At 63.1% G+C, this 19496-nt stretch carries 21 protein-coding genes; 2 read left to right on the top strand and 19 right to left on the bottom strand.

Annotated features, from left to right (window positions below; genetic code table 11):
* Positions 1 to 2: 2 nt before the first annotated feature.
* From G6P88_RS18425 to G6P88_RS18415, 3 genes are all read right to left on the bottom strand, one after another.
* On the bottom strand, positions 3 to 476 hold the full coding sequence (locus tag G6P88_RS18425) for a hypothetical protein (protein ID WP_165324488.1): 474 nt from the start codon (positions 474 to 476) through the stop codon (positions 3 to 5).
* Positions 477 to 580: 104 nt separating this feature from the next.
* Positions 581 to 2494, bottom strand: coding sequence for an outer membrane protein assembly factor BamB family protein (locus G6P88_RS18420; protein ID WP_425594458.1), 1914 nt, complete (start codon positions 2492 to 2494; stop codon positions 581 to 583).
* Positions 2495 to 3342: 848 nt separating this feature from the next.
* On the bottom strand, positions 3343 to 3732 hold the full coding sequence (locus G6P88_RS18415) for an Imm50 family immunity protein (protein ID WP_165324486.1): 390 nt from the start codon (positions 3730 to 3732) through the stop codon (positions 3343 to 3345).
* Between the two features lie 250 nt (positions 3733 to 3982).
* On the opposite strand from G6P88_RS18415, the gene G6P88_RS18410 reads away from it, so the two are divergent.
* Positions 3983 to 4480 (top strand): DUF2199 domain-containing protein, encoded by a 498-nt coding sequence (locus tag G6P88_RS18410; RefSeq protein ID WP_165324485.1) that lies wholly within the window; start codon positions 3983 to 3985, stop codon positions 4478 to 4480.
* A gap of 1206 nt (positions 4481 to 5686) precedes the next feature.
* Here the strand turns inward: G6P88_RS18410 and G6P88_RS18405 are convergent.
* The 6 genes from G6P88_RS18405 to rpsM form a co-directional block, all read right to left on the bottom strand.
* Positions 5687 to 6388: an acyl carrier protein gene (locus G6P88_RS18405; protein ID WP_165324484.1), complete on the bottom strand. Its 702-nt coding sequence runs from the start codon at positions 6386 to 6388 to the stop codon at positions 5687 to 5689.
* A gap of 80 nt (positions 6389 to 6468) precedes the next feature.
* Positions 6469 to 8613, bottom strand: a complete 2145-nt coding sequence (locus G6P88_RS18400; protein WP_165324483.1) for a prolyl oligopeptidase family serine peptidase — start codon at positions 8611 to 8613, stop codon at positions 6469 to 6471.
* A 106-nt stretch (positions 8614 to 8719) separates the two neighbouring features.
* Positions 8720 to 9142 (bottom strand): 50S ribosomal protein L17, encoded by a 423-nt coding sequence (gene rplQ / locus G6P88_RS18395; protein ID WP_165324482.1) that lies wholly within the window; start codon positions 9140 to 9142, stop codon positions 8720 to 8722.
* Positions 9143 to 9261: 119 nt separating this feature from the next.
* Complete coding sequence (locus tag G6P88_RS18390; RefSeq protein WP_165324481.1) at positions 9262 to 10323, bottom strand: DNA-directed RNA polymerase subunit alpha; 1062 nt, start codon at positions 10321 to 10323, stop codon at positions 9262 to 9264.
* 84 nt (positions 10324 to 10407) lie between these two features.
* The gene (rpsK, locus tag G6P88_RS18385; RefSeq protein ID WP_011952170.1) at positions 10408 to 10797 is read right to left on the bottom strand and encodes a 30S ribosomal protein S11; all 390 of its coding nucleotides are present in this window, start codon (positions 10795 to 10797) and stop codon (positions 10408 to 10410) included.
* A gap of 62 nt (positions 10798 to 10859) precedes the next feature.
* Positions 10860 to 11228, bottom strand: a complete 369-nt coding sequence (rpsM, locus tag G6P88_RS18380; protein WP_165325289.1) for a 30S ribosomal protein S13 — start codon at positions 11226 to 11228, stop codon at positions 10860 to 10862.
* A 285-nt stretch (positions 11229 to 11513) separates the two neighbouring features.
* Here rpsM and G6P88_RS18375 point away from each other — a divergent pair, with 285 nt between their 5' ends.
* Positions 11514 to 12680 carry an acyltransferase family protein gene (locus tag G6P88_RS18375; protein WP_226946638.1) on the top strand — a complete coding sequence of 389 codons (1167 nt, stop codon included), beginning with the start codon at positions 11514 to 11516 and terminating at the stop codon, positions 12678 to 12680.
* Here the strand turns inward: G6P88_RS18375 and gdhA are convergent.
* The 10 genes from gdhA to rpsH all read right to left on the bottom strand — a co-directional run bounded on the left by gdhA (position 12665) and on the right by rpsH (position 19485).
* Positions 12665 to 14026, bottom strand: coding sequence for an NADP-specific glutamate dehydrogenase (gene gdhA / locus G6P88_RS18370; RefSeq protein ID WP_165324479.1), 1362 nt, complete (start codon positions 14024 to 14026; stop codon positions 12665 to 12667). The genes G6P88_RS18375 and gdhA overlap by 16 nt on opposite strands.
* Positions 14027 to 14168: 142 nt before the next feature.
* On the bottom strand, positions 14169 to 14384 hold the full coding sequence (locus tag G6P88_RS18365; protein ID WP_165324478.1) for a hypothetical protein: 216 nt from the start codon (positions 14382 to 14384) through the stop codon (positions 14169 to 14171).
* 158 nt (positions 14385 to 14542) lie between these two features.
* The gene (locus G6P88_RS18360; RefSeq protein WP_165324477.1) at positions 14543 to 15190 is read right to left on the bottom strand and encodes an adenylate kinase; all 648 of its coding nucleotides are present in this window, start codon (positions 15188 to 15190) and stop codon (positions 14543 to 14545) included.
* Entirely contained in the window at positions 15187 to 16554 is a 1368-nt protein-coding gene (gene secY, locus G6P88_RS18355; protein ID WP_165324476.1) for a preprotein translocase subunit SecY, read from the bottom strand. Before secY ends, G6P88_RS18360 begins: the two co-directional genes overlap by 4 nt.
* Before the next feature lie 122 nt (positions 16555 to 16676).
* Positions 16677 to 17201, bottom strand: a complete 525-nt coding sequence (gene rplO, locus G6P88_RS18350; protein WP_165324475.1) for a 50S ribosomal protein L15 — start codon at positions 17199 to 17201, stop codon at positions 16677 to 16679.
* Between the two features lie 108 nt (positions 17202 to 17309).
* Complete coding sequence (gene rpmD / locus G6P88_RS18345; protein ID WP_165324474.1) at positions 17310 to 17492, bottom strand: 50S ribosomal protein L30; 183 nt, start codon at positions 17490 to 17492, stop codon at positions 17310 to 17312.
* Between the two features lie 6 nt (positions 17493 to 17498).
* Entirely contained in the window at positions 17499 to 18200 is a 702-nt protein-coding gene (gene rpsE / locus G6P88_RS18340) for a 30S ribosomal protein S5 (RefSeq protein WP_165324473.1), read from the bottom strand.
* Positions 18201 to 18557 (bottom strand): 50S ribosomal protein L18, encoded by a 357-nt coding sequence (rplR, locus tag G6P88_RS18335; protein ID WP_165324472.1) that lies wholly within the window; start codon positions 18555 to 18557, stop codon positions 18201 to 18203.
* Positions 18557 to 19090 carry a 50S ribosomal protein L6 gene (gene rplF / locus G6P88_RS18330; protein ID WP_165324471.1) on the bottom strand — a complete coding sequence of 178 codons (534 nt, stop codon included), beginning with the start codon at positions 19088 to 19090 and terminating at the stop codon, positions 18557 to 18559. The genes rplR and rplF overlap by 1 nt, the downstream gene beginning before the upstream one ends.
* Positions 19090 to 19485 (bottom strand): 30S ribosomal protein S8, encoded by a 396-nt coding sequence (rpsH, locus tag G6P88_RS18325; RefSeq protein WP_165324470.1) that lies wholly within the window; start codon positions 19483 to 19485, stop codon positions 19090 to 19092. The genes rplF and rpsH overlap by 1 nt, the downstream gene beginning before the upstream one ends.
* Between the last annotated feature and the right edge of the window lie 11 nt (positions 19486 to 19496).

Raw genomic sequence — 19496 nt, 5'->3', positions numbered from 1 at the left:
CCTCAGCGCGCGGCCAGGCGCTCGCGCAGCTGGATATTCTCGACCATGCCGTCGCGCACGTCGCACAGGAACTCGCGGTCTCCGCGCTCGCCGCGCACCACACCATCGACGCGCCAGCCATCGGGGCCGTCACGGCCGACCGAGTCGACCGACGAGACGGGGCCGCGCGCCATGCTCTCGACGGCTTCGGTGCAGATCGACGAGACCTCGCGCGCATCGTCACCGTCGCGGCGCAGATCATCACGCTGGTCGTCGCCGCTGCGCGAAGGGACCGACTTGTTCTTCTTCGAGGCGGAAGAGGCGACCGCGAAGATTCCGCCGCCGATGATCGCACCGAGCAGGATGTTGCCGAAGGTGTCGCCGCCGCCACCGCGATGATGGCGCGGCCCCCAATAGGGCCGGGCCTGCGCGGCCGGGGCGATCACGCCCGCGAGGAGCGCCGCTGCGGCCGCCGATGCGATGAACTTCCTGATCATGAAAAGGCCCCGCCCAATCGAGTGACTATCGTTCACTGCGATTAGGCGGGGCGAGATTGCGGCAAGCTGAATGACCGGGCCCCAGCCAGATCATCCCGCGCCGATCACTTCGACGGCGCGAACACCATCAGCAGATTGCCGGGCATGTGCGCATACATGCCATAGCCCGAATTGATCACGACATGCCCGTCGACGACCAGCGCGCCGGGGCCGCTCATCGACCCGCCATGGCCTTCCGCTCCGGTAATGGTCTTGACCGTCTTCGTCGTATCGGTTTCCCAGAGCAGCTTGCCCGTTGGCCCGTCATAGGCGCGGAACATGCCGTCGAGATGGCCTGCGAAGACGACGCCCGGAATAGCGGTGACCGCCGCCGAAACGCCCGGATCGCAGAATTTACGGTCCTTGCAGTCGGTCGCTGCCTTGGCGTTCCACAGCAGCTTGCCCGTGGCCGCATCGATCGCGTGCAGCCCCGCGCCCCGGATCGACGCGTCATAGACGCGCGCGTCGCCGGTATCGGCCATGTCGTTGATCGGCACGTAGACGCGGGTGCCTTCGGCCGCCATGCCGAAATGGACCCCGCCCTGGGTACCGCCATGGCCGAGGCGTTCCTGCCAGACGATCTTGCCGCTGTCCGGATCGATGCCCCAGGCCTCGCCCGACTTCTGCCCGACGACCAGGATGTTGCGCCCCCCATCGATCGGGATCAGCAGCGGCGAGGCGGCGACGTCATGGTCGGGGCCGTCCTCCTTCGGGCAGCTGTCATTGCCCAGCATGCAGCCGACATTCCAGGCATCGCCCTTGGTCAGCTGGGTGTGCCACAGCCGCTTGCCGGTGACGGCATCGACCGCGAACACCGCATCGCTGTTGTCGTCGGCGGGCGACGAATAATTCTCGCCCGATCCGAAATAGATGCGCTTGTTGCGCGCATCATAGGTCGGGCTGTTCCACACCGGCGCGCCCGACGGGCCGATGACCGGAGTGCCGACCTTGGTCTTGCCATGCTCGACCGGCTCCTCGACCACGGTATAAGCACGCCACTGCGGCTTGCCCGTCGCCGGATCGAGCGCGACGACCGATCCGCGGAAGGTGCAGCACGGATATTTCGGATCGCCGGCCTGCGCGACCTCGAGCGAGGACACCGGCACATAGAGCATCCCACCGCCCAGCGTCGGCGTGCCGGTAATCGTCGCATCGGGATGATCGTCGAGCTTCTCCTGCCACAGGATCTTGCCCGTCTTCGCATCGAGCGCATAGGCGCGGCCGAGCAGGTCGCCGAAATAGAGGCGCTTGTTCGCTGCATCGGGCACGATCGCGGTGCGTACCTCGGCGGAGACGCGCTGGGTCCACTTGGTGCAGCCGCTGTCGAGATCGAAGGCATAGATGGTGCCGTCCTGGCTGCCGACGAACATCGTGCCCCAGGCATAGGCCGGCTGCGACCGGGCGCGCAGCGCGGCCGGAAAGGCGAAGGCCCATTTGAGCTTGAGATTTCCGACAGCCTCGGGCGACAGCTTCGCCATGTCGGCCGGGATGAAGCGGCGATTGTCCTGGCCCCAGCCCACCGGGCGCGGCGCGTCGTTCATGTCGAGCGCCAGCTTCGGCCCCTTGCAAACGGGCGGCGGCACCGGCTTCGCATCGGCGGTCAGCTTGCGCTTGGTGATATATTCGGCGACCTCGACGCGCTGCTGCGGGGTCAGTGCTGACCCTTGCGCCTTCATCACGCCGCTGGTCAACGCGGTGACGATCGCATCGCCGGGAAGCAGCGTCAGGAAGGTCGGCGACGGCGCGCGCGGCACCCCGCCCTCATGGCAGGCGGCGCAATTGTCGGCGTAGATCTTGCGGCCCGGCGCGGTCGCGGGGTCGATCGCGTTGCGGTCCTTGCTCTGCAGCTCGTCCTGCGAGCGGATCCGCTTCTTCTCCATCGCCTGGCTTTCACTGACCGGCTGCCCGGTCACGCTGGCGGCACCCGCCACCATCAGCGCCAACGCTGCCCCGACGGCAGCCACCTTCCGCTTGTTCACCCGCATTCCTCTCCCTCCGCACGCATCGCGACCGCCGAGTTCGACTCGTTCGCATCAGGCGCGCGCCGCTAGAAACAGCAGGAGGGGCGAGGCTGGCAAGAAAAAACAATCATGCCTGCATGTTTGTGTAGGGTGGCTGGTGTTGGCACGTGATGACCGATCAGCGGCAACTGCAGCTTGCGTGACAGAGGCTGTGAGCTGACGCCGCAGTTCGTCCCTGCCTGGCCGCTTAGCCGCGAGCCATAGAAGCCCTGCTGCATCGACATTCGGGTGAGCACTCTGCGCGGCCGCATGACTGAAATGGGGTGGTTAGCTGCCGCTCCCTAATCCTCGCACCACGCACCATCTGCGGTTACCTTGCCGCCTTCGATAGTTACGAAGCATCCGGGATTGTATCGCGCAGCGTCACAGGTGCCGGTCGCTGCTTGCCCCTGTTTCGGGAGGGGCGCATTCGGCCTACCATCCACGCTCAATAAGCACCGTCCCTGACAGTCGGCACGACCCGTGCAAGCCTTGCCCCCATCTGAATAATGTATTTGGCATATCGGATAGCCGAATGCGCTGCGGCTTTCATATCCAGCTTCGGCGGTACACTTAGCCCGCTCCACACTGCTAAGTTTCTTAGGCGGTGTAGCACAGCTTCCGACAAGCAAACCGGCGAGGATAGTAACTATTGGGAGTGCTCGGAACGTCGCCATCAGCTCACTTTGCTACGGTCTGGCACCGGCAACAATGGGGCGGGAGCAGGAATCCTGCTTTCGGCCAAAAAACTAGGATCGCAGCCAGTCAGCTGTTGGCGCTAGCGCCAGCAGACCGTGATGACCGAGATGGAGTGGTTAGCTGCCATCTCAGCTCACGTTGAACGGCTCGATAGAAACAGAAATATCCACCGCCGCGATCTCACCATCCACGCCATAGATCTCCGGCAGTTCAAGGACGTAACCACCATCCGTCTGGCCAGCCCAAAGCGAGGAAAGGACGTTTTGGTGGTTCCATCCTGCAAGCTTCAATGACCTGATGCCTTTAATGGTGAATGTCACAAGGGCATGGCGGTCGCACCGAAAATAGCCTTGGTCGGTCACGTCTCTATTTCTTCGCCAAGCGTGCACACGCACTTTGGACTCTTCGGGATCACGCCGGAGGTCGATCGATATGACCTCCGCGTCATGAAAGTTGGGGGAATAGCCGAACCAATCAATCACGGCCGCCCAGCCAGGAAGGTTGCTCGTCTCCGACATTTGAGACGGGTAAACCCGCACTCAGTTGCGAGCAAGGCGTGTCCGCTATCGGGCGAGAGCCGCCGCGCGATCCGATCTCATCTGGAAAGACGAGGATGGGATGGAAAGCTGACGCGAAACTGGGCATGCTCTCCGAATAGCGAGTTGGAGGTCATCGTGAGAGAGTTTCGGGCGTTTCTGCTCTCCCCAATCTCATCAGCAATTCTCGGCGCGTTCCTGCCTTGGATGCCCGAAGCAGTGAGGAACACCGTTGAGCGATAGTTTCATATGCTCGATTTGCGGAGAAGAGCACGAAGGTCTCATAACGGATTGGGCATACAAGCTGCCCGATGTTGTATGGGAGATTCCCGAGGAGGAGCGCACCGAGAAGGCAAGGTTCAATGACGATCTGTGCCAGCTTGGCGAACGCTATTTCATTCGGTGCGTCCTGTATGTCCCGATTGCTGGTGCGCCGGAGAGCTTCGGTTGGGGAGCTTGGGCCGAGGTCGATTTGCGGACTTTCGAGCGCTATTTGGAGATTTACGACGAGGACGGTTCCTACGAACCGAAGCGTCCCGGAACACTCGCTAACGAACTCCGCCCCTATCCGGGCTCGCTTGGCGCTCCGGTCGTTATCGAGTTTCGAGACCCCACGAAACGTCCCTCCCTCCATCTCAAGCCAGACAACGGGACTTTATTGGCAGGAGAACAGCGTTTCGGCATCGACGAAGGCCGCTTCCATGAAATCCTTCATGTCATCAGGCGATAGCGAGAGGTTTGGAAGCGGTTGGTGATTTCAGACGGATGATCGAATGACGCGGGGATCAGCACTTGTACTTTTTATTCGCGCGCTACGGCTTGGTCTCAATCGCGTAGACAACCATCTCATGACCGCCAACGTCAAAGGAGGTTCTCCACAAATGGGTGCGGTTCGATACCGCGCTCCACTGGCAAATATACGCCTCGCGAACCAAGTCGTTGCGCAAAGCTGGCGTAAGGCCCGGTAGCGCTCCGTCAGGCAGCTTTCCAAGCAGGCCGGGTGCAAATCCCGTGTAGTTACTAAAGCGACCTTGCTCGGCGTGGATCGCGCCACGATAGCTAGCGACATACGTGTATAGCGGCATTCAGGATTGATCGCGCATCGGCCGAACGTCCGCAAGGGCGTCGCTTTCTGATTGGCAGCTTTTGGCCAGAGCTCTAGCCGTAAAGCTCGGGCGATCTACCGACGCCTAGGAATCAAGGGAGAATCCCATCAAGTCGATACAGCGGATTGCCTGCGCAGCGCTGGCGAGCAGCGTTCTGTGCACTGCTGGCTTGCTGGGGTTGGTCACCGCCCGTGATATTGCACTTGTGGGACCTTCTTGCCCCAAACCGCTGCCTCACTGGGACACGCCCGCAGTCGGACGAACAGTGCGACCATGGGAATTCTGGGTCGAGGTCCGAGGGAAAAGCATTTTCTGGAATGGTAGCCCAATCTCCTACTACCAGCTTGGGCAATATGTCCGCATCTCAAGACACCTGCTCCCGGATCCATATATGATGCTAGACGTGTCAAAAGCGGCCAATTGCGGCGTAGCGGCCCGCGTACAGGCGGTCATAGCGGACAATTTTCCCTGCTCGGAGGCAAACTGCTGGCAAGGAAGCCGGGAAGAGTTTCGTACCGCGCCACTCAACGAAAAACCGGTTCTTCCTTGGTAGGAGCCGGGACTGGTTAGCCCGAACTCCCACGCTCATCACTCTGCCGACGATTTCTCCATAGAAGCGGCTTTCTTCCGTGTGGCGGTATTGGCAGCAACGAAGATACGGCCTTCATCTTTTGGAGTGAGGGGAACGATTGATCGCGCAATCTGAGCGTCCGCTTAGGCGTCGACAGGGGAAGTCCTGCTTTCGGCCGAAAGGGTGAGATGGCTGCCTGTCAGCTGTCGGCGCTATCGCTAGCAGCCCGCAATGACCGGAATGGGGTGGTTTCCAGACTTCAGGCAGCGCTGGCTTCGTCCAGACTTTTCCTGTGCAGATAAGTCTCGGTCGAAATGTCACCTGGCTTTAGCTTCCCATACTCCGCGGCGATCGCAGTAAGGATTGACCAACGAGCCGCTGGTCTGCCGCCGAACTCCTTAACCAGCTTTGAGTTAAGCGGGACTGCGCGATGAACGAGATCACCCAGTGTTTGGATTCCGTTTGGAAAGCAGCCTGGATCACGACACACCAGTATGAGACCGATGATCGCTCCGCAGGCCGAAGCGCCAGCAAACAGCCAATGCGCATTGAATGCGGCGACAACAGAAAGGACGATCCCAGCAAGCAAACTGACCGCACCAGTGTTACCGAGCCCGGTAAGTGTGTGCACAGGAAGGCGGAGCCCACTTCGCTTGGCAAGCCCATCCATTAGCTTGCTTGGGCTAGGTCCCAAATGAGCGAGAGGGGTGCTTGGAGTTATCGACCGTTTGTCCTTAAAGCGCAGCGCCCTTCGCAATCGATAGAACACCATCGATGATCCGCAGAGACCTTCCTGATCGTCCCATCCAGCGGTGTGTGCGCAAACCACGTCATAGACATCGCCCACGGTGCAGCAGCGTTCTGCCTCTTCATCTTTTATCTTGAACCCGAACGTGGCTTCGAGTTCTTCGATCAGGTCGATTGCACCCCATTCGGGGTCGAGGTCCAACGTGTCCGCCATGCTCGAAATATGCAGCGCATCAATTTGGCGCGCAACGCCCGCTATGGGGTCGCTTCAGGACGATCCGCTTCACAACAACCCTACTCCGGCAGCTTCAGCCCCGTCCAATGGCCGAGAAACGCCCACAGATCGGCATATTCGTCGATCACCTTGTCGGTCGGCTTGCCCGAGCCATGGCCGGCGCGGGTTTCGATGCGGATCAGGTGGGGGCGGGGGCCGATCGAGGCCGACTGCAGCGCGGCCGCATATTTGAAGCTGTGGCCGGGGACGACGCGATCATCGGTGTCGGCGGTCGTCACGAGGATGGCGGGATAGTCCACGCCGTCGCGGATATTGTGATAGGGCGAGTAGCCGCGCAGGACGTGGAAATCCTCTTCCTTGGCCGGATCGCCATAGTCGTCGATCCAGTAGCGGCCGGCGGTGAATTTGGTGAAGCGGAGCATGTCCATCACGCCCACCGCCGGATTGGCGGCGGCGAACAGGTCGGGGCGCTGGTTGACAACCGCGCCGACGAGCAGCCCGCCATTGGAGCGGCCCATCGCCGCCAGCTTGCCCTTGGCGCTGATCCCGCTGGCGATCAGATATTCGCCCGCCGCGATGAAGTCGTCGAACACATTCTGCTTGCGGTCGAGCCGCCCGGCATCGTGCCACGCCTTGCCATATTCGCCCCCGCCACGAAGATTGGCGACGGCATAAACCCCGCCCATCTCCATCCAGTCGAGCACAGCCGGTGAAAAGGTCGGCGTCATCGCCACGTTGAAGCCGCCATAGCCGTAAAGCAGCGCTGGAGCGCCCGGCGGGGTCGACTTCTTACGGGCGACGAACATCGGCACCTCGGTGCCGTCGCGCGAGCGGAAGAATTTCTGGTCGACGTCGAACTCGTCGGGATCGAAGCTGAGCCTCGGCTTGATGAACGGCTCCATCTTTCCGGTCGACGTGTCGAAGCGGTAGATGGTCGAGGGGGTGGCGAAGCTGGAGAAGCTGAAGAAGGTCTCCGGATCCCCTGCCCGCCCGCCAAAGCCCGCGCCGGTGCCGATGTCGGGGAGCTTGATCGGCCCGACCGGGCGGCCGTCGAGTTCGTACAGCACCGCCTCGGTCTTCGCATCACCGAGATAAGCGAGGATCAGCCGGCTGCCGACGAGCGACGCCCCGACCAGCGTGTCGGTGCCCTGCGGCACGACCTCGACCGGGCGCGGGCGCGTCTGTGAGACGTCGAGCATCACCAGGCGCTGGCGCGCCGCCTGAAAATTCGTCCGAAAATAGAGCCTGTCGCCGATGCTGCCCGCCAGCGCCCATTCATCGGTGAAGCCGCGCACGAGGCGGCGGGGCTTGAGCTCCGGGTCGGAGAGGTCGAACAGCGTCAGTGCGTAACGCTCGTCGGTCCCCTCGCTCGAGGTGATCAGCAGATAGCGGCCGTCCTGCGTCGTCTCGGCATGATGGTTCAGGCGCGGACGGCTGCGCGTGGCGTAGATCAGCCGGTCTTCGGACTGCGGCGTGCCGAGGCGATGATAATAGATTTGGTGGTGCAGGTTGAGCTGCTGGAAGGCGGCAGCCAGCTTCGGCTCGGGAAAGCGCGAATAGAAGAAGCCTTCGGCACGACCATCCCAGGCGAGCGTCGAGAATTTCACCCAGCGTATCTCGTCGGGCAGGACCCGCCCGCTCGTCGCATCGATCACGCGCAGCGTGCGCCAGTCGCTGCCGCCGTCCTGCACCGAATAGAGGACGAAGCGCCCGTCATTGGAAGGCCGCCATTCGTCGAGCGCGGTGGCGCCGTCCTTCGACCAGCCATTGGGATCGAGCAACAGCCTGGGGCTGGCCTTCAGATCGTCGCGCACCATCAGCACCGACTGGTTCTGCAGGCCGCTATTATAGGTGTGGAAATAGCGGCCGCCGCGCTTGCGGGGCACGCCGCTGCGTTCATAGTCCCACAGCTGCTTCAGCCGGGCGCGCAGCGCATCGCGCCCCTTCAGCGAGCCGAGATAGCGCTGCGTGGTCGCGTTCTGCGCCTCCACCCAGTCGGCCACTTCGGAATCGGTGCGGACGTCGCGCTCGAGCCAGCGATAGGGGTCGGCGATCCGTTCGCCGAACATCTCCTCGACGATCGGCTGGCTGCGCGTTTCGGGATAGGTCACGCTGGGCTCCGCAGCGGCGAGACGGGCTGGTCCGGACAGGCAGAGAAGGAGCCCCGCTGCACCCAGCGACGCCCGCACGATCCTCGACACCATCCGGAAACGCCCTCTCCGCACACAAAGAAAAAGAGCCGCGAGCGTAACGCCCGCGGCTCTCTTTTCAATGCGATATGTTCGGCTTCCCGGGGGAAACCGCCCAGGATCAGGCCGCGTCGGCCATGTCGTCGTCGCCGACAACCGGACCGGAGTCCTGGCCCTTGGCGGAAACGTCACGATCGACGAACTCGATGATCGCCATCGGGGCCGCGTCCGAAGCACGGATGCCGGCCTTGATGATGCGGGTATAGCCGCCGTTGCGCGACGCATAACGCTCGGCCAGAACGTCGAACAGCTTCTTCAGCTGCGCGTCGTCCTGAAGACGGGCATGGGCGAGACGACGGTTGGCGAGGCCACCCTTCTTCGCCAGCGTGACCAGCTTCTCGACATAGGGGCGAAGCTCCTTCGCCTTGGCGAGGGTGGTCATGATCTGCTCATGCTTGATCAGGGCCGCCGACTGGTTGCGGAACAGGGCGAGACGATGCGATCCGGTCCGCTGAAGCTTACGACCGCCTACGCGATGGCGCATGATATTTTCCTTCGTTTGTCAGGGGGCCGTTCAAGGTACCCCAAGCCAGGCGGCAATTTCCAAGGGCGCCGCCCCTCACCCCTTCATGACGAAATGGGGAGGTCTCCCTCCCCAAAGCGTCAGAATTCCTGTTCGAGCTTCTTGGCCATTTCCTCGATATTCTCAGGCGGCCAGCCCGGGATTTCCATGCCCAGGCGGAGCCCCATCGACGCGAGGACTTCCTTGATCTCGTTGAGCGACTTGCGGCCGAAATTCGGCGTGCGCAGCATCTCGGCCTCGGTCTTCTGGACCAGATCGCCGATGTAGATGATGTTGTCGTTCTTGAGGCAGTTGGCCGAACGGACGCTGAGCTCGAGCTCGTCCACCTTCTTGAGAAGGTAACGGTTGAGCTGGTTCGCGTCGCCCTCGGGCTCGCCCGCGGTGCTGCCGGCGGTGCTGCCGCCGGTTGCCGGAGCGGTGATCGCCATGCCGTCGTCGAAGTGGACGAACAGCTGCAGCTGGTCCTGGAGGATGCGTGCCGAATAGGCCAGCGCGTCTTCCGGGGTCACGGTGCCGTCGGTCTCGATGGTCAGCGTAAGCTTGTCATAGTCCAGCTCCTGCCCGACGCGGGTGTTCTCGACCTTGTACGCCACCTGGCGGACCGGCGAGTAGAGCGCGTCGACCGGGATCAGGCCAATCGGGGCGTCGACCGGACGGTTCGCCGCCGCAGTGACATAGCCCTTACCGATGTCGGCGGTCAGCTCCATGTTGAGCGTGGCGCCGTCGTCGAGATGGCAGATGACCAGCTCGGGGTTCATCACCTCGATGTCGCCCGGGGTCGCGATCATCCCCGCCGTCACTTCGGCCGGGCCGGTCGCGGAGAGCTGGAGGCGGCGGGCGCCGTCACCCTGCATCCGCAGCGCGATCTGCTTGACGTTGAGAACGATGTCGGTGACGTCCTCGCGAACGCCAGCCAGGCTCGAGAACTCGTGCAGCACGTTCTCGATCTTGATCGACGTAACCGCTGCGCCCTGGAGCGAAGACAGCAGCACGCGACGCAGCGAGTTGCCAAGCGTCAGGCCAAAGCCACGCTCCAGCGGCTCGGCAACGAAGGTCGCCTTACGCTTGCCGTCGCCGCCCGACTTCTTTTCGAGGCCGTTCGGCTTCTTGAGTTCCTGCCAGTTCTTTGCGTTGACAGCCACTGTGTTCCCCTCGGGGTATGGCAGGCGACGGAAGGCAGCCTGCCGGAAAAGACGGAGAGCGGAGGCCGAAGCCTCCGCGCCGGATCAGACGCGGCGGCGCTTCGACGGACGAACGCCGTTGTGCGGGATCGGCGTAACGTCGCGGATCGACGTGATGTGGAAACCCACCGCCTGAAGAGCGCGGAGCGCCGACTCACGGCCCGAACCCGGGCCCTTGACCTCAACCTCGAGCGTACGGACGCCGTGCTCGGCAGCCTTCTTGCCCGCGTCTTCCGCTGCGACCTGCGCGGCGTAAGGGGTCGACTTGCGGCTGCCCTTGAAGCCCATCATGCCCGCCGACGACCAGGCAATCGCATTGCCCTGTGCATCGGTGATGGTGATCATCGTGTTGTTGAAGCTGGCGTTCACATGCGCGACGCCGGCGGTGATGTTCTTGCGCTCGCGACGGCGAATGCGCTGAGGTTCACGTGCCATGTTATCCGTTTCCTACATGAAGGAGCGAGCGCCGTAGCCAGATGGCCCGGCACTCAAGCCCATTACTTCTTCTTGCCAGCGATCGGCTTGGCCTTGCCCTTGCGGGTGCGCGCATTGGTATGCGTGCGCTGGCCGCGGACCGGAAGACCCTTGCGGTGACGGAGGCCGCGATAGCAGGCCAGGTCCATCAGACGCTTGATGTTCATCGCCACCTGGCGACGAAGATCGCCTTCCACGGTGTAGCTGGCGTCGATCGCTTCACGGATCTGCAGCACTTCCTGATCGCTCAGGTCCTGCACGCGACGCTGCGGCTCGATGCCGAGCTTGGCGGTGATTTCCTTGGCTTTGGCCGGACCAATGCCGTGAATGTAGGTCAGCGCGATTTCGACGCGCTTGTTGGTCGGGATATTGACACCCGCAATACGTGCCACTGTGCTATTCTCCTGCTCCACGGGGCGGCTGGCAATCCGCCCCATCTCGACGCTCTCCCCGTCGGACCGGGGCCGCCTCCCACAACGCAGAACGCACGGCACACGCGCGAAGCGGTACCGGGCGGAACGGTCTGGGAGCGAGCGTCACTAAAGACGAGTCTTCGGCCTGTCAACCGGGCGATGCCGATTCTACAAGAGCAGTAGCTTGAGCCGTGCATCCCCTTACGATGCCCGGCAAGGGCAGGCGGCGGCTTACGCGGGGGACCGTTCGGAACGATGGACAAGATGTTGATACCATCGTCGGAAGATGCGCTCGACCGGAACAACTTCGACGCGATCCGCCTCGCCATGGCGTTTCTCGTCCTGTTCTCGCACAGCTACGCGCTACGCTTCGGCAGCGAAGATGGCGAGCCGCTGTCGCGCCTCACCAACGGCCATTACAATGCCGGCAACCTCGGGGTCTGGGCGTTCTTCGTCATCAGCGGCTTTCTGGTCGCGCGAAGCTTCGACAAGGCCTCTTCGCTTCGCCGCTTCGCGTCCCGGCGCATCCGGCGCATCTATCCGGCCTATCTCGTGGCGACCTCGATCTGCGCCTTTCTGGTCACCCCGATCTTCGCACCGGCAGGCTTTGCGCTGACGGCGGCGGACGTGTGGAACACACTCTGGGGCAATCTGCTGCTGGGCAACCATTTCCCGCTGCCGGAGCTGTTCCGGGACAATCCCGTCGCGCAGATCAACGGATCGCTGTGGAGCATCCGTTTCGAAGCGCTCTGCTATGTCGGCCTGGCGCTGCTCACCCTGTCGTTACGGCGATATCTGCGGCCGGCCCTGCCGCTGATCTACCTTGCGGTCGTGATCCTCTGGTGCTGGGCCGATCTCACGGGGCGCAAGCCCGGCGGCCCTCCGTCGATCGCCGCGCTCATCGGCTGGCCCTATCTCTGGCTGAAGGTGCTACCCAATTTCCTGGCCGGGATGATCGCCTATCATTTCCGCGACCGGCTGCTCCGGTCGGGCTTGCTGCTCTCGGGCCTGGCCGGCGCCAGCCTGCTGTGCTTCCATCTTGGTGGCCACGGCCCCTGGGGCATCGTCGGATCCCACCTGCTCGGAACCCCTACGCTGGCCTATGGCCTGTTCTGGCTGGCTTATCACCCGCATATTCGGCTTGGTGGCGCCGCCCGCTTCGGCGACTTCTCCTATGGCGTCTATCTCTATGCCTTCGTCATTCAGCAGATGCTGATCGCCAGGACCGCGCTCCCCTTCCCGCTCTTCATGCTGGCATCAGCGCTGCTCTCGCTCGCTGCGGGGGTTGCGAGCTGGTGGCTGGTCGAGCGCCATTTCGTGTGCCGTGGGCGGCGCGCCCGGATCCGGACCGCGAACGAAGAAGGGCGCCCGCTCGCCACCGAGCAGGCGCCCTCCCCGACCGAATGCGAAAGGACTCAGACGACGCCGTAGGCAAGCATCGCGTCGGCGACCTTCTTGAAGCCGGCGATATTGGCGCCCTTGACGTAGTCGATATGGTCGCTGCCTGCGGTACCGCCATATTCGACGCAGCGCGAATGGATGCCCTGCATGATGTCGAGCAGCAGCCGCTGCAGTTCGTCTTCCTTCCAGGAGATACGGGCCGAATTCTGGCTCATCTCGAGGCCGGACACCGCGACACCGCCGGCATTGGCTGCCTTGCCCGGCGCGAACAGCGTCTTCGCCTTCTTGAAGACATGCGTGCCTTCGAGCGTGGTCGGCATGTTGGCGCCTTCCGACACGGCGAAGCAGCCGTTGCGAACCAGCGTCTCGGCCTCCGTCTCGTTCAGCTCATTCTGCGTCGCGCAGGGAATGGCCACGTCGCAGGGAACGCTCCACGGCCGCGCGCCGTCGCCGAAGAACTGCGCGCCCTTGAACTCCTTCACATATTCGGAGATGCGACCGCGCCGCTTGTTCTTGAGCTCCTTGATCCAGTTGACCTTGTCCTGGGTGATGCCCTCGGGATCGTAGATATAGCCCTCGGAGTCTGACAGGGTCAGCACCTTGCCACCCAGCTGGTTGACCTTCTCGGCGGCATGGGTCGCGACATTGCCCGAGCCGGAGATCACCGCATTAAGCCCGACCAGATCCTTGCCCTTGGTCTTCAGCATCTCGTGCAGGAAATAGACCGCGCCATAGCCGGTGGCTTCGGTGCGGATCAGCGAACCGCCATATTCGAGCCCCTTGCCGGTCAGAACGCCGGTGAACTCGTTGGTCAGGCGCTTATACTGGCCGAACATGTAGCCGATCTCGCGCGCGCCGACACCGATGTCGCCGGCCGGAACGTCCACATCGGCGCCGATGTGACGATAGAGCTCGTTCATGAAGCTCTGGCAGAAGCGCATCACCTCATTCGCGCTCTTGCCCCGCGGATTGAAATTGGCGCCGCCCTTGCCGCCGCCCATGGGCAGGCCGGTCAGCGCATTCTTGAAGGTCTGCTCGAAGGCGAGAAACTTCAGAACGCTCTCGGTGACCGACGGGTGGAAGCGGATGCCGCCCTTGTACGGCCCGATCGAATTGTTGTTCTGGACGCGCCACCCACGCTGCACGCGGATATTGCCGTTGTCGTCCTCCCAGCACACGCGGAAGCTGATCACCCGATCCGGCTCGGCGATGCGGCGAAGGATCTGATATTTGTGATATTCTTCCTTGTCCTCGATGAACTCATAGATGTCCTGTGCCACCTCGGTCACCGCCTGGACAAACTCGGGTTGTCCGGGATTACGCTTCTTCACCCCCTCGATGAACGTCGAGAGATCGACATGGTCCGAAACCGCCATAAGATTTTCCCCTGCTCCCCGGGCCCGAGCAGCATCCCTCGTGACTCGGCGCCCGCAGCGCTAGGCATCCCGCGAATCCCGACGACGGGCAAGGACTTTCCGTTGCGGAAGGGAGCCGTGCAAAGTCTGCGCGGCCGGCGGGCTACCAGTGGCCCCAGACGCCCATGAGCTTCTCGAACGGCATGAAAGGCGCGCCGAGCCCGAGAATCAGGATGACCGAGATGACGAACAGCAGCAAGGCCCAGTGATAGGCGCGATTGAGCAGGCCGCCGAAATAGGTCAGCCATGCGACGAACTCGTTCCGCGCCCTCGTGGAGCGCCGTCGCCTTCTTCTGCGCCTGACGGGTTGCTGTTCCATCCGTTGAGAACATGCACCATTTGATCGGCCGGCCATAGTCGGGAATTGCCCCGCCGGGTCCGTAACGAAAAAAGCCGACCCGACTGTATCGGATCGGCCACGCCTTTAGCCCGTGAAGACGGGATGCGGGGGATCGCTCCCCCGCCTCCTCCAAAGGCTTACGCGTCCAAGATGGCCGCGATCTGCGCGGACACGGTGGACATGTCCGCCATGCCGTCGACCCGCCGGACCAGGCCGCGCGCTTCGTAGAGCGGCAGGATAGGTGCCGTCTTGGCCCGATATTCGGCCATGCGCGTCCGCACGGTTTCTTCATTGTCGTCCGGACGGCGCTTGAACTCGCTGCTGCCGCAGACGTCGCAGCTGTCCGCGACCTTCGGCTGCTTGAAGACGTCATGATAGCCTTCGCCGCATTGGGCGCAGGTGAAGCGACCGGTGATGCGTTCGACCAGTGCGTCCTCGTTCACCTCGAGCTCGATCACCCGATCAAGCTTGCGACCACGGCTCGCGAGGATCTCGTCCAGCGAATGGGCCTGCGCCTCGGTGCGGGGATAGCCGTCGAAGATGGCGCCTTCATCGGCACCCATCGAGTCCAGCTTCTCTCCGATCAGGCCGGAGACGATCTCATCGGAGACGAGCTCGCCGGCTTCCATGACGGCCTTCGCCTTCAGGCCGATCGGCGTACCCGCCTTGACCGCCGCCCGGAGCATGTCGCCGGTGGACAGCTGGACCATGCCGCGATCGGCGACCAGCTTGGACGCCTGCGTCCCCTTCCCCGCTCCCGGCGGTCCCAACAGGATGATGTTCAACGGCGGTATCCCCCCTTGAGTTTGGCTTTCTTGATCAGGTCGCCATATTGATGGGCGAGCAGATGGCTTTGGATCTGGGTGACGGTATCGATCGTCACGTTGACCACGATCAGCAGGCTGGTCCCGCCCAGCGCCACGCCCAGACCATATTGCGCGGTGACATATTCGGGCACCAGGCAGATGAAGGTCAGATAGGCGGCACCGATCACGGTGATGCGGGTCAGCACATAGTCGAGATAGTCGGCCGTGTTCTTGCCAGGACGGATGCCCGGGATGAAGCCGCCATGCCGCTTCAGATTGTCGGCCGTCTCTTCCGGATTGAACACGACTGCTGTGTAGAAGAAGCAGAAGAAGATGATGCCCAGCGCATAAAGCGCCATGTAGAGCGGCGTGCCGTGATGCAGATATTGGTTCAGGCCGATCACGAAATCGCCCCACATGCTCTCACCGGCGGTCTTCTGGCCCGCGAACTGGCTGATCGTCAGCGGCATGAGCAGCAGCGAGGAAGCGAAGATCGGCGGAATCACGTTCGCCGTGTTGATCTTCAGCGGCAGGTGGCTCTTGTCCGCCTGCATCACGCCGCGCTGGGTCTGACGCTTCGGATACTGGATCAGGACGCGGCGCTGCGCACGCTCCATGAAGACGATACCGGCGACCAGCAGGATCACCCCGCCGACGGCCGCCAGAATGAAGATCGGCGACACCGAGCCGGTGCGACCGCCCTCGAAGAGATTGGCGAGTGCGGTCGGCAGCTGCGACACGATACCTGCCATGATGATCAGCGAAATGCCGTTACCGATGCCGCGGCTCGTGATCTGCTCACCCAGCCACATCAGGAACATCGTCCCGCCGATCAGCGATACGACCGTCGTCACCCGGAAGAGATAGGGGTCGATCACCACCGCTTCGGAACCCGCACTGGCGCCCCAGCTCTCGAGACCGACCGCGATGAAATAGCCCTGGATCGCGGTCAGCAGGACCGTTCCGTAACGGGTGAACTGGTTGAGCTTCTTGCGTCCGCTTTCGCCTTCCTTCTTGAGCGCGCCGAGCGAAGGCGACAGCGAGGTTGCGAGCTGCACGACGATCGAGGCGGTGATGTACGGCATCACGCCGAGCGCGATCAGCGACATGCGGGTGAGCGCACCGCCCGAAAAGGCGTTGAAGAAATCAAGGACGCCGCCCCGGGTCGTGTCGAACAGCGTCTGCAGGGCGCGCGGATCGAGGCCGGGCAGCGGCACGTGGCTCAGCAACCGGAAAATGATCAACGCACCGAGGGTGAACCACAGGCGCTTCTTGAGCTCGGTGGCTTTGGCGAACTGGCCAAGATTGATGTTGGCGGCCATCTGTTCGGCTGCGGATGCCATGTGCTTTACGGACCCCGGAAATGGAAACGGCGGCAGACCGAATTGGTCCCGCCGCCGTCTCATATAATGTGTGCCTCGGACTTGTCAGCCCGAAAGCGTCAGGACGACGGGCTGAGCCGCGATCAGGCCTTCTTCTTGGCGGCCCGCGTGGTGCCCTTCTTCGCGGCAGCCTTCTCGGCAGCCGGGACGACCTCGATCACCTCGACCGAACCGCCGGCCTTCTCGATCGCCGCCTTGGCACCGGCAGAAACGCCAGCGACCTTGAGCGACAGCTTGGCCGAGAGCTCGCCCTTGCCGAGGATGCGAACGCCATCCTTGCCGCCACGAGCGACGCCGGCTGCCTTCAGCGCGGCATGGTCGATCAGGCTGCCCGCATCGAGCTGCTTGGCGTCGATCAGCTTCTGGATCGCGCCGATGTTCACCTCGGCATAATCCTTGGCGAAGATGTTGTTGAAGCCACGCTTCGGCAGACGCATGTGAAGCGGCATCTGACCGCCTTCGAAACCATGGATCGACACGCCCGAGCGGCTCTTCTGGCCCTTCTGGCCGCGGCCGCCGGTCTTGCCGACGCCCGAGCCGATACCACGGCCGACGCGGACGCGACCCTTGCGGGCGCCAGGATTGTCGCGGAGTTCGTTGAGCTTCATGATATGCACTCGCTTTCGCTATGTTCGCGCTGAAAATAGAGGAAGGGGGCCTTAGCCCCCTTCAACCCGTTTGACCAGCCCGAAAGCCGGTCATCGAAGATGTCGGACTCAGTCCTCGACCTTCACCATATGCTGCACCTTGCGGATCATGCCGCGAACTTCCGGAGTATCCTGAAGCTCACGCGACCGGTGCATTTTGTTCAGGCCCAGACCGATCAGCGTGGCACGCTGGTCGGCCGTGCGGCGGATCGGCGAACCGATCTGCGTAACCTTGAGGGTCTTGCCAGCCATGATCGATTACTCCGTGATCGCGGCCGCATCGGCTTCCGCGACCGGGGCCGAAATACCGCTGCGACCCAGGAGGTCCGCGATCTTCTTGCCACGACGCTGCGAAACCGACTTCGGCGACGTCTGATCCTTGAGCGCTTCGAAGGTCGCCCGGATCATGTTGTAGGGGTTCGAGGTGCCGACCGACTTGGTCACCACGTCGGCGACGCCGAGGCTCTCGAAGATCGCGCGCATCGGACCGCCGGCGATGATGCCGGTACCCGGAGGCGCCGTGCGGACCGTCACGCGGCCGGCGCCAAAGTGGCCCTTGCCGTCATGATGGAGGGTACGACCTTCGCGGAGCGGAACGCGGACCATCGCCTTCTTGGCAGCGGCAGTCGCCTTCGAGATGGCTTCCGGCACTTCGCGCGCCTTGCCATGACCAAAGCCTGCACGGCCCTTGCCATCACCGACCACGACCAGCGCCGCGAAGCCGAAGCGCTTACCGCCCTTCACCGTCTTCGAAACGCGGTTGATGTGGACGAGCTTCTCGATCAGCTCCTCGCCCTGCTCCTCGGAGCCCTTGCGGTCGTCGCGACGGCCACGGCCATCACGGCCACGGCCACCACCACGGTCATTTCCGCCGCGGCCACGGCCACCACGGCCGCGACGCTCGCCCTGGGCTGCTTCCGCCTCGGGGGCGACAGCCTGGATTTCGGTTTCGTCAGCCATTTAGAACTCCAATCCGCCTTCGCGGGCCGCATCGGCCAGCGCCTTGACGCGACCATGGAAGATGAAGCCTCCGCGATCGAACACCACCTTGGTGATGCCCGCCGCCTTGGCACGCTCGGCAACCGCCTTGCCGACCGACGCTGCTGCGTCGGTAGTCGCGCCGGTCTTGTCCTTCAGATCCTTGTCGAGGCTCGAAGCGGCCGCCAGCGTACGGCCGGCCTCGTCGTCGATGACCTGGGCATAGATGTGCCGGCCCGAACGATGCACCGACAGACGCGGACGCATGCCGCCACGCGCACGAAGCGCGGTACGGACGCGCCGACGACGGCGCTCGAAGAGAGAGAGACCCTTGCTCATTACTTCTTCTTCCCTTCCTTGCGGAAGATATACTCGCCGGCGTACTTGATGCCCTTGCCCTTATAGGGCTCCGGCTTACGCCAGCGGCGGATTTCAGCGGCGACCTGACCGACCTTCTGCTTGTCGATGCCCGAGATATGGACAGTCGTCTGATCCGGCGTCGCGATCGTGATGCCTTCCGGGATCGCGAAATCGACGTCGTGGCTGTAGCCGAGCTGCAGCTTCAGGTTCTGACCCTGGACGTTGGCACGATAGCCGACGCCCGTGATCTGCAGCGTCTTGGTGTAGCCTTCGGTCACACCGACGATCAGGTTCTGCACCATCGTCCGCTGCATGCCCCAGAAGGAGCGCGAGCGCTTCGAGTCGTTGACGGGCTGGACCGAGATATGCCCTTCCTCGACGGCGTAGGTGACCTCGTCGGCGAGCGACATGGTCAGCGTGCCCTTGGGGCCCTTGACCGAAAGCGTCTTGCCCTCGAGCGAGGCCGTAACGCCTGCCGGCACGGAGACCGGCCTTTTACCGATGCGGCTCATCAGAAGACCTCCGCGAGAACCTCGCCGCCGACATTCTGCTCGCGCGCTTCCGCGTCGGACAGAACACCCTTGGGCGTCGAGACGATGGTGATGCCCAGGCCGTTACGGACGCGCGGCAGTTCCTTCGAACCGGAATAGACGCGGCGGCCAGGCTTGGAGACGCGGGCGACGTGCTGGATCGCCGGCTGTCCTTCGAAATATTTCAGCTCGATGCGCAGGCCGTTGTGGCCGGCAACCTCTTCCTCGCTATAGCCACGGATGTAGCCTTCGCGCTGAAGAACGTCGAGAACACGGGCACGCAGCTTGGACGCGGGAGAAACCACGCTGTCCTTGCGGGCGCGCTGCCCATTGCGGATGCGGGTGAGCAGATCACCCAGGGGATCGGTCAGAGCCATCTTGTCGGTTC

The sequence above is a fragment of the Rhizorhabdus phycosphaerae genome (genome assembly GCF_011044255.1).
Lineage (GTDB): Bacteria > Pseudomonadota > Alphaproteobacteria > Sphingomonadales > Sphingomonadaceae > Rhizorhabdus > Rhizorhabdus phycosphaerae.
Note: the sequence above shows the minus strand (reverse complement) of the source record. Positions and strands in the feature narration are given on the sequence as shown.

What these genes read in the sequence shown, in the direction of transcription:
- G6P88_RS18365 (WP_165324478.1), bottom strand. Translation starts at nt 14,384, where the DNA reads ATGGAACAGCAACCCGTCAGGCGCAGAAGAAGGCGACGGCGCTCCACG.
- rplQ (WP_165324482.1), bottom strand. Translation starts at nt 9,142, where the DNA reads ATGCGCCATCGCGTAGGCGGTCGTAAGCTTCAGCGGACCGGATCGCAT.
- G6P88_RS18375 (WP_226946638.1), top strand. Translation starts at nt 11,514, where the DNA reads ATGTTGATACCATCGTCGGAAGATGCGCTCGACCGGAACAACTTCGAC.
- rplR (WP_165324472.1), bottom strand. Translation starts at nt 18,557, where the DNA reads ATGAGCAAGGGTCTCTCTCTCTTCGAGCGCCGTCGTCGGCGCGTCCGT.
- G6P88_RS18405 (WP_165324484.1), bottom strand. Translation starts at nt 6,388, where the DNA reads ATGGCGGACACGTTGGACCTCGACCCCGAATGGGGTGCAATCGACCTG.
- rpsH (WP_165324470.1), bottom strand. Translation starts at nt 19,485, where the DNA reads ATGGCTCTGACCGATCCCCTGGGTGATCTGCTCACCCGCATCCGCAAT.
- G6P88_RS18400 (WP_165324483.1), bottom strand. Translation starts at nt 8,613, where the DNA reads ATGGTGTCGAGGATCGTGCGGGCGTCGCTGGGTGCAGCGGGGCTCCTT.
- G6P88_RS18415 (WP_165324486.1), bottom strand. Translation starts at nt 3,732, where the DNA reads ATGTCGGAGACGAGCAACCTTCCTGGCTGGGCGGCCGTGATTGATTGG.
- rplF (WP_165324471.1), bottom strand. Translation starts at nt 19,090, where the DNA reads ATGAGCCGCATCGGTAAAAGGCCGGTCTCCGTGCCGGCAGGCGTTACG.
- gdhA (WP_165324479.1), bottom strand. Translation starts at nt 14,026, where the DNA reads ATGGCGGTTTCGGACCATGTCGATCTCTCGACGTTCATCGAGGGGGTG.
- rpmD (WP_165324474.1), bottom strand. Translation starts at nt 17,492, where the DNA reads ATGGCTGGCAAGACCCTCAAGGTTACGCAGATCGGTTCGCCGATCCGC.
- secY (WP_165324476.1), bottom strand. Translation starts at nt 16,554, where the DNA reads ATGGCATCCGCAGCCGAACAGATGGCCGCCAACATCAATCTTGGCCAG.
- rplO (WP_165324475.1), bottom strand. Translation starts at nt 17,201, where the DNA reads ATGAAGCTCAACGAACTCCGCGACAATCCTGGCGCCCGCAAGGGTCGC.
- rpsK (WP_011952170.1), bottom strand. Translation starts at nt 10,797, where the DNA reads ATGGCACGTGAACCTCAGCGCATTCGCCGTCGCGAGCGCAAGAACATC.
- rpsE (WP_165324473.1), bottom strand. Translation starts at nt 18,200, where the DNA reads ATGGCTGACGAAACCGAAATCCAGGCTGTCGCCCCCGAGGCGGAAGCA.
- G6P88_RS18425 (WP_165324488.1), bottom strand. Translation starts at nt 476, where the DNA reads ATGATCAGGAAGTTCATCGCATCGGCGGCCGCAGCGGCGCTCCTCGCG.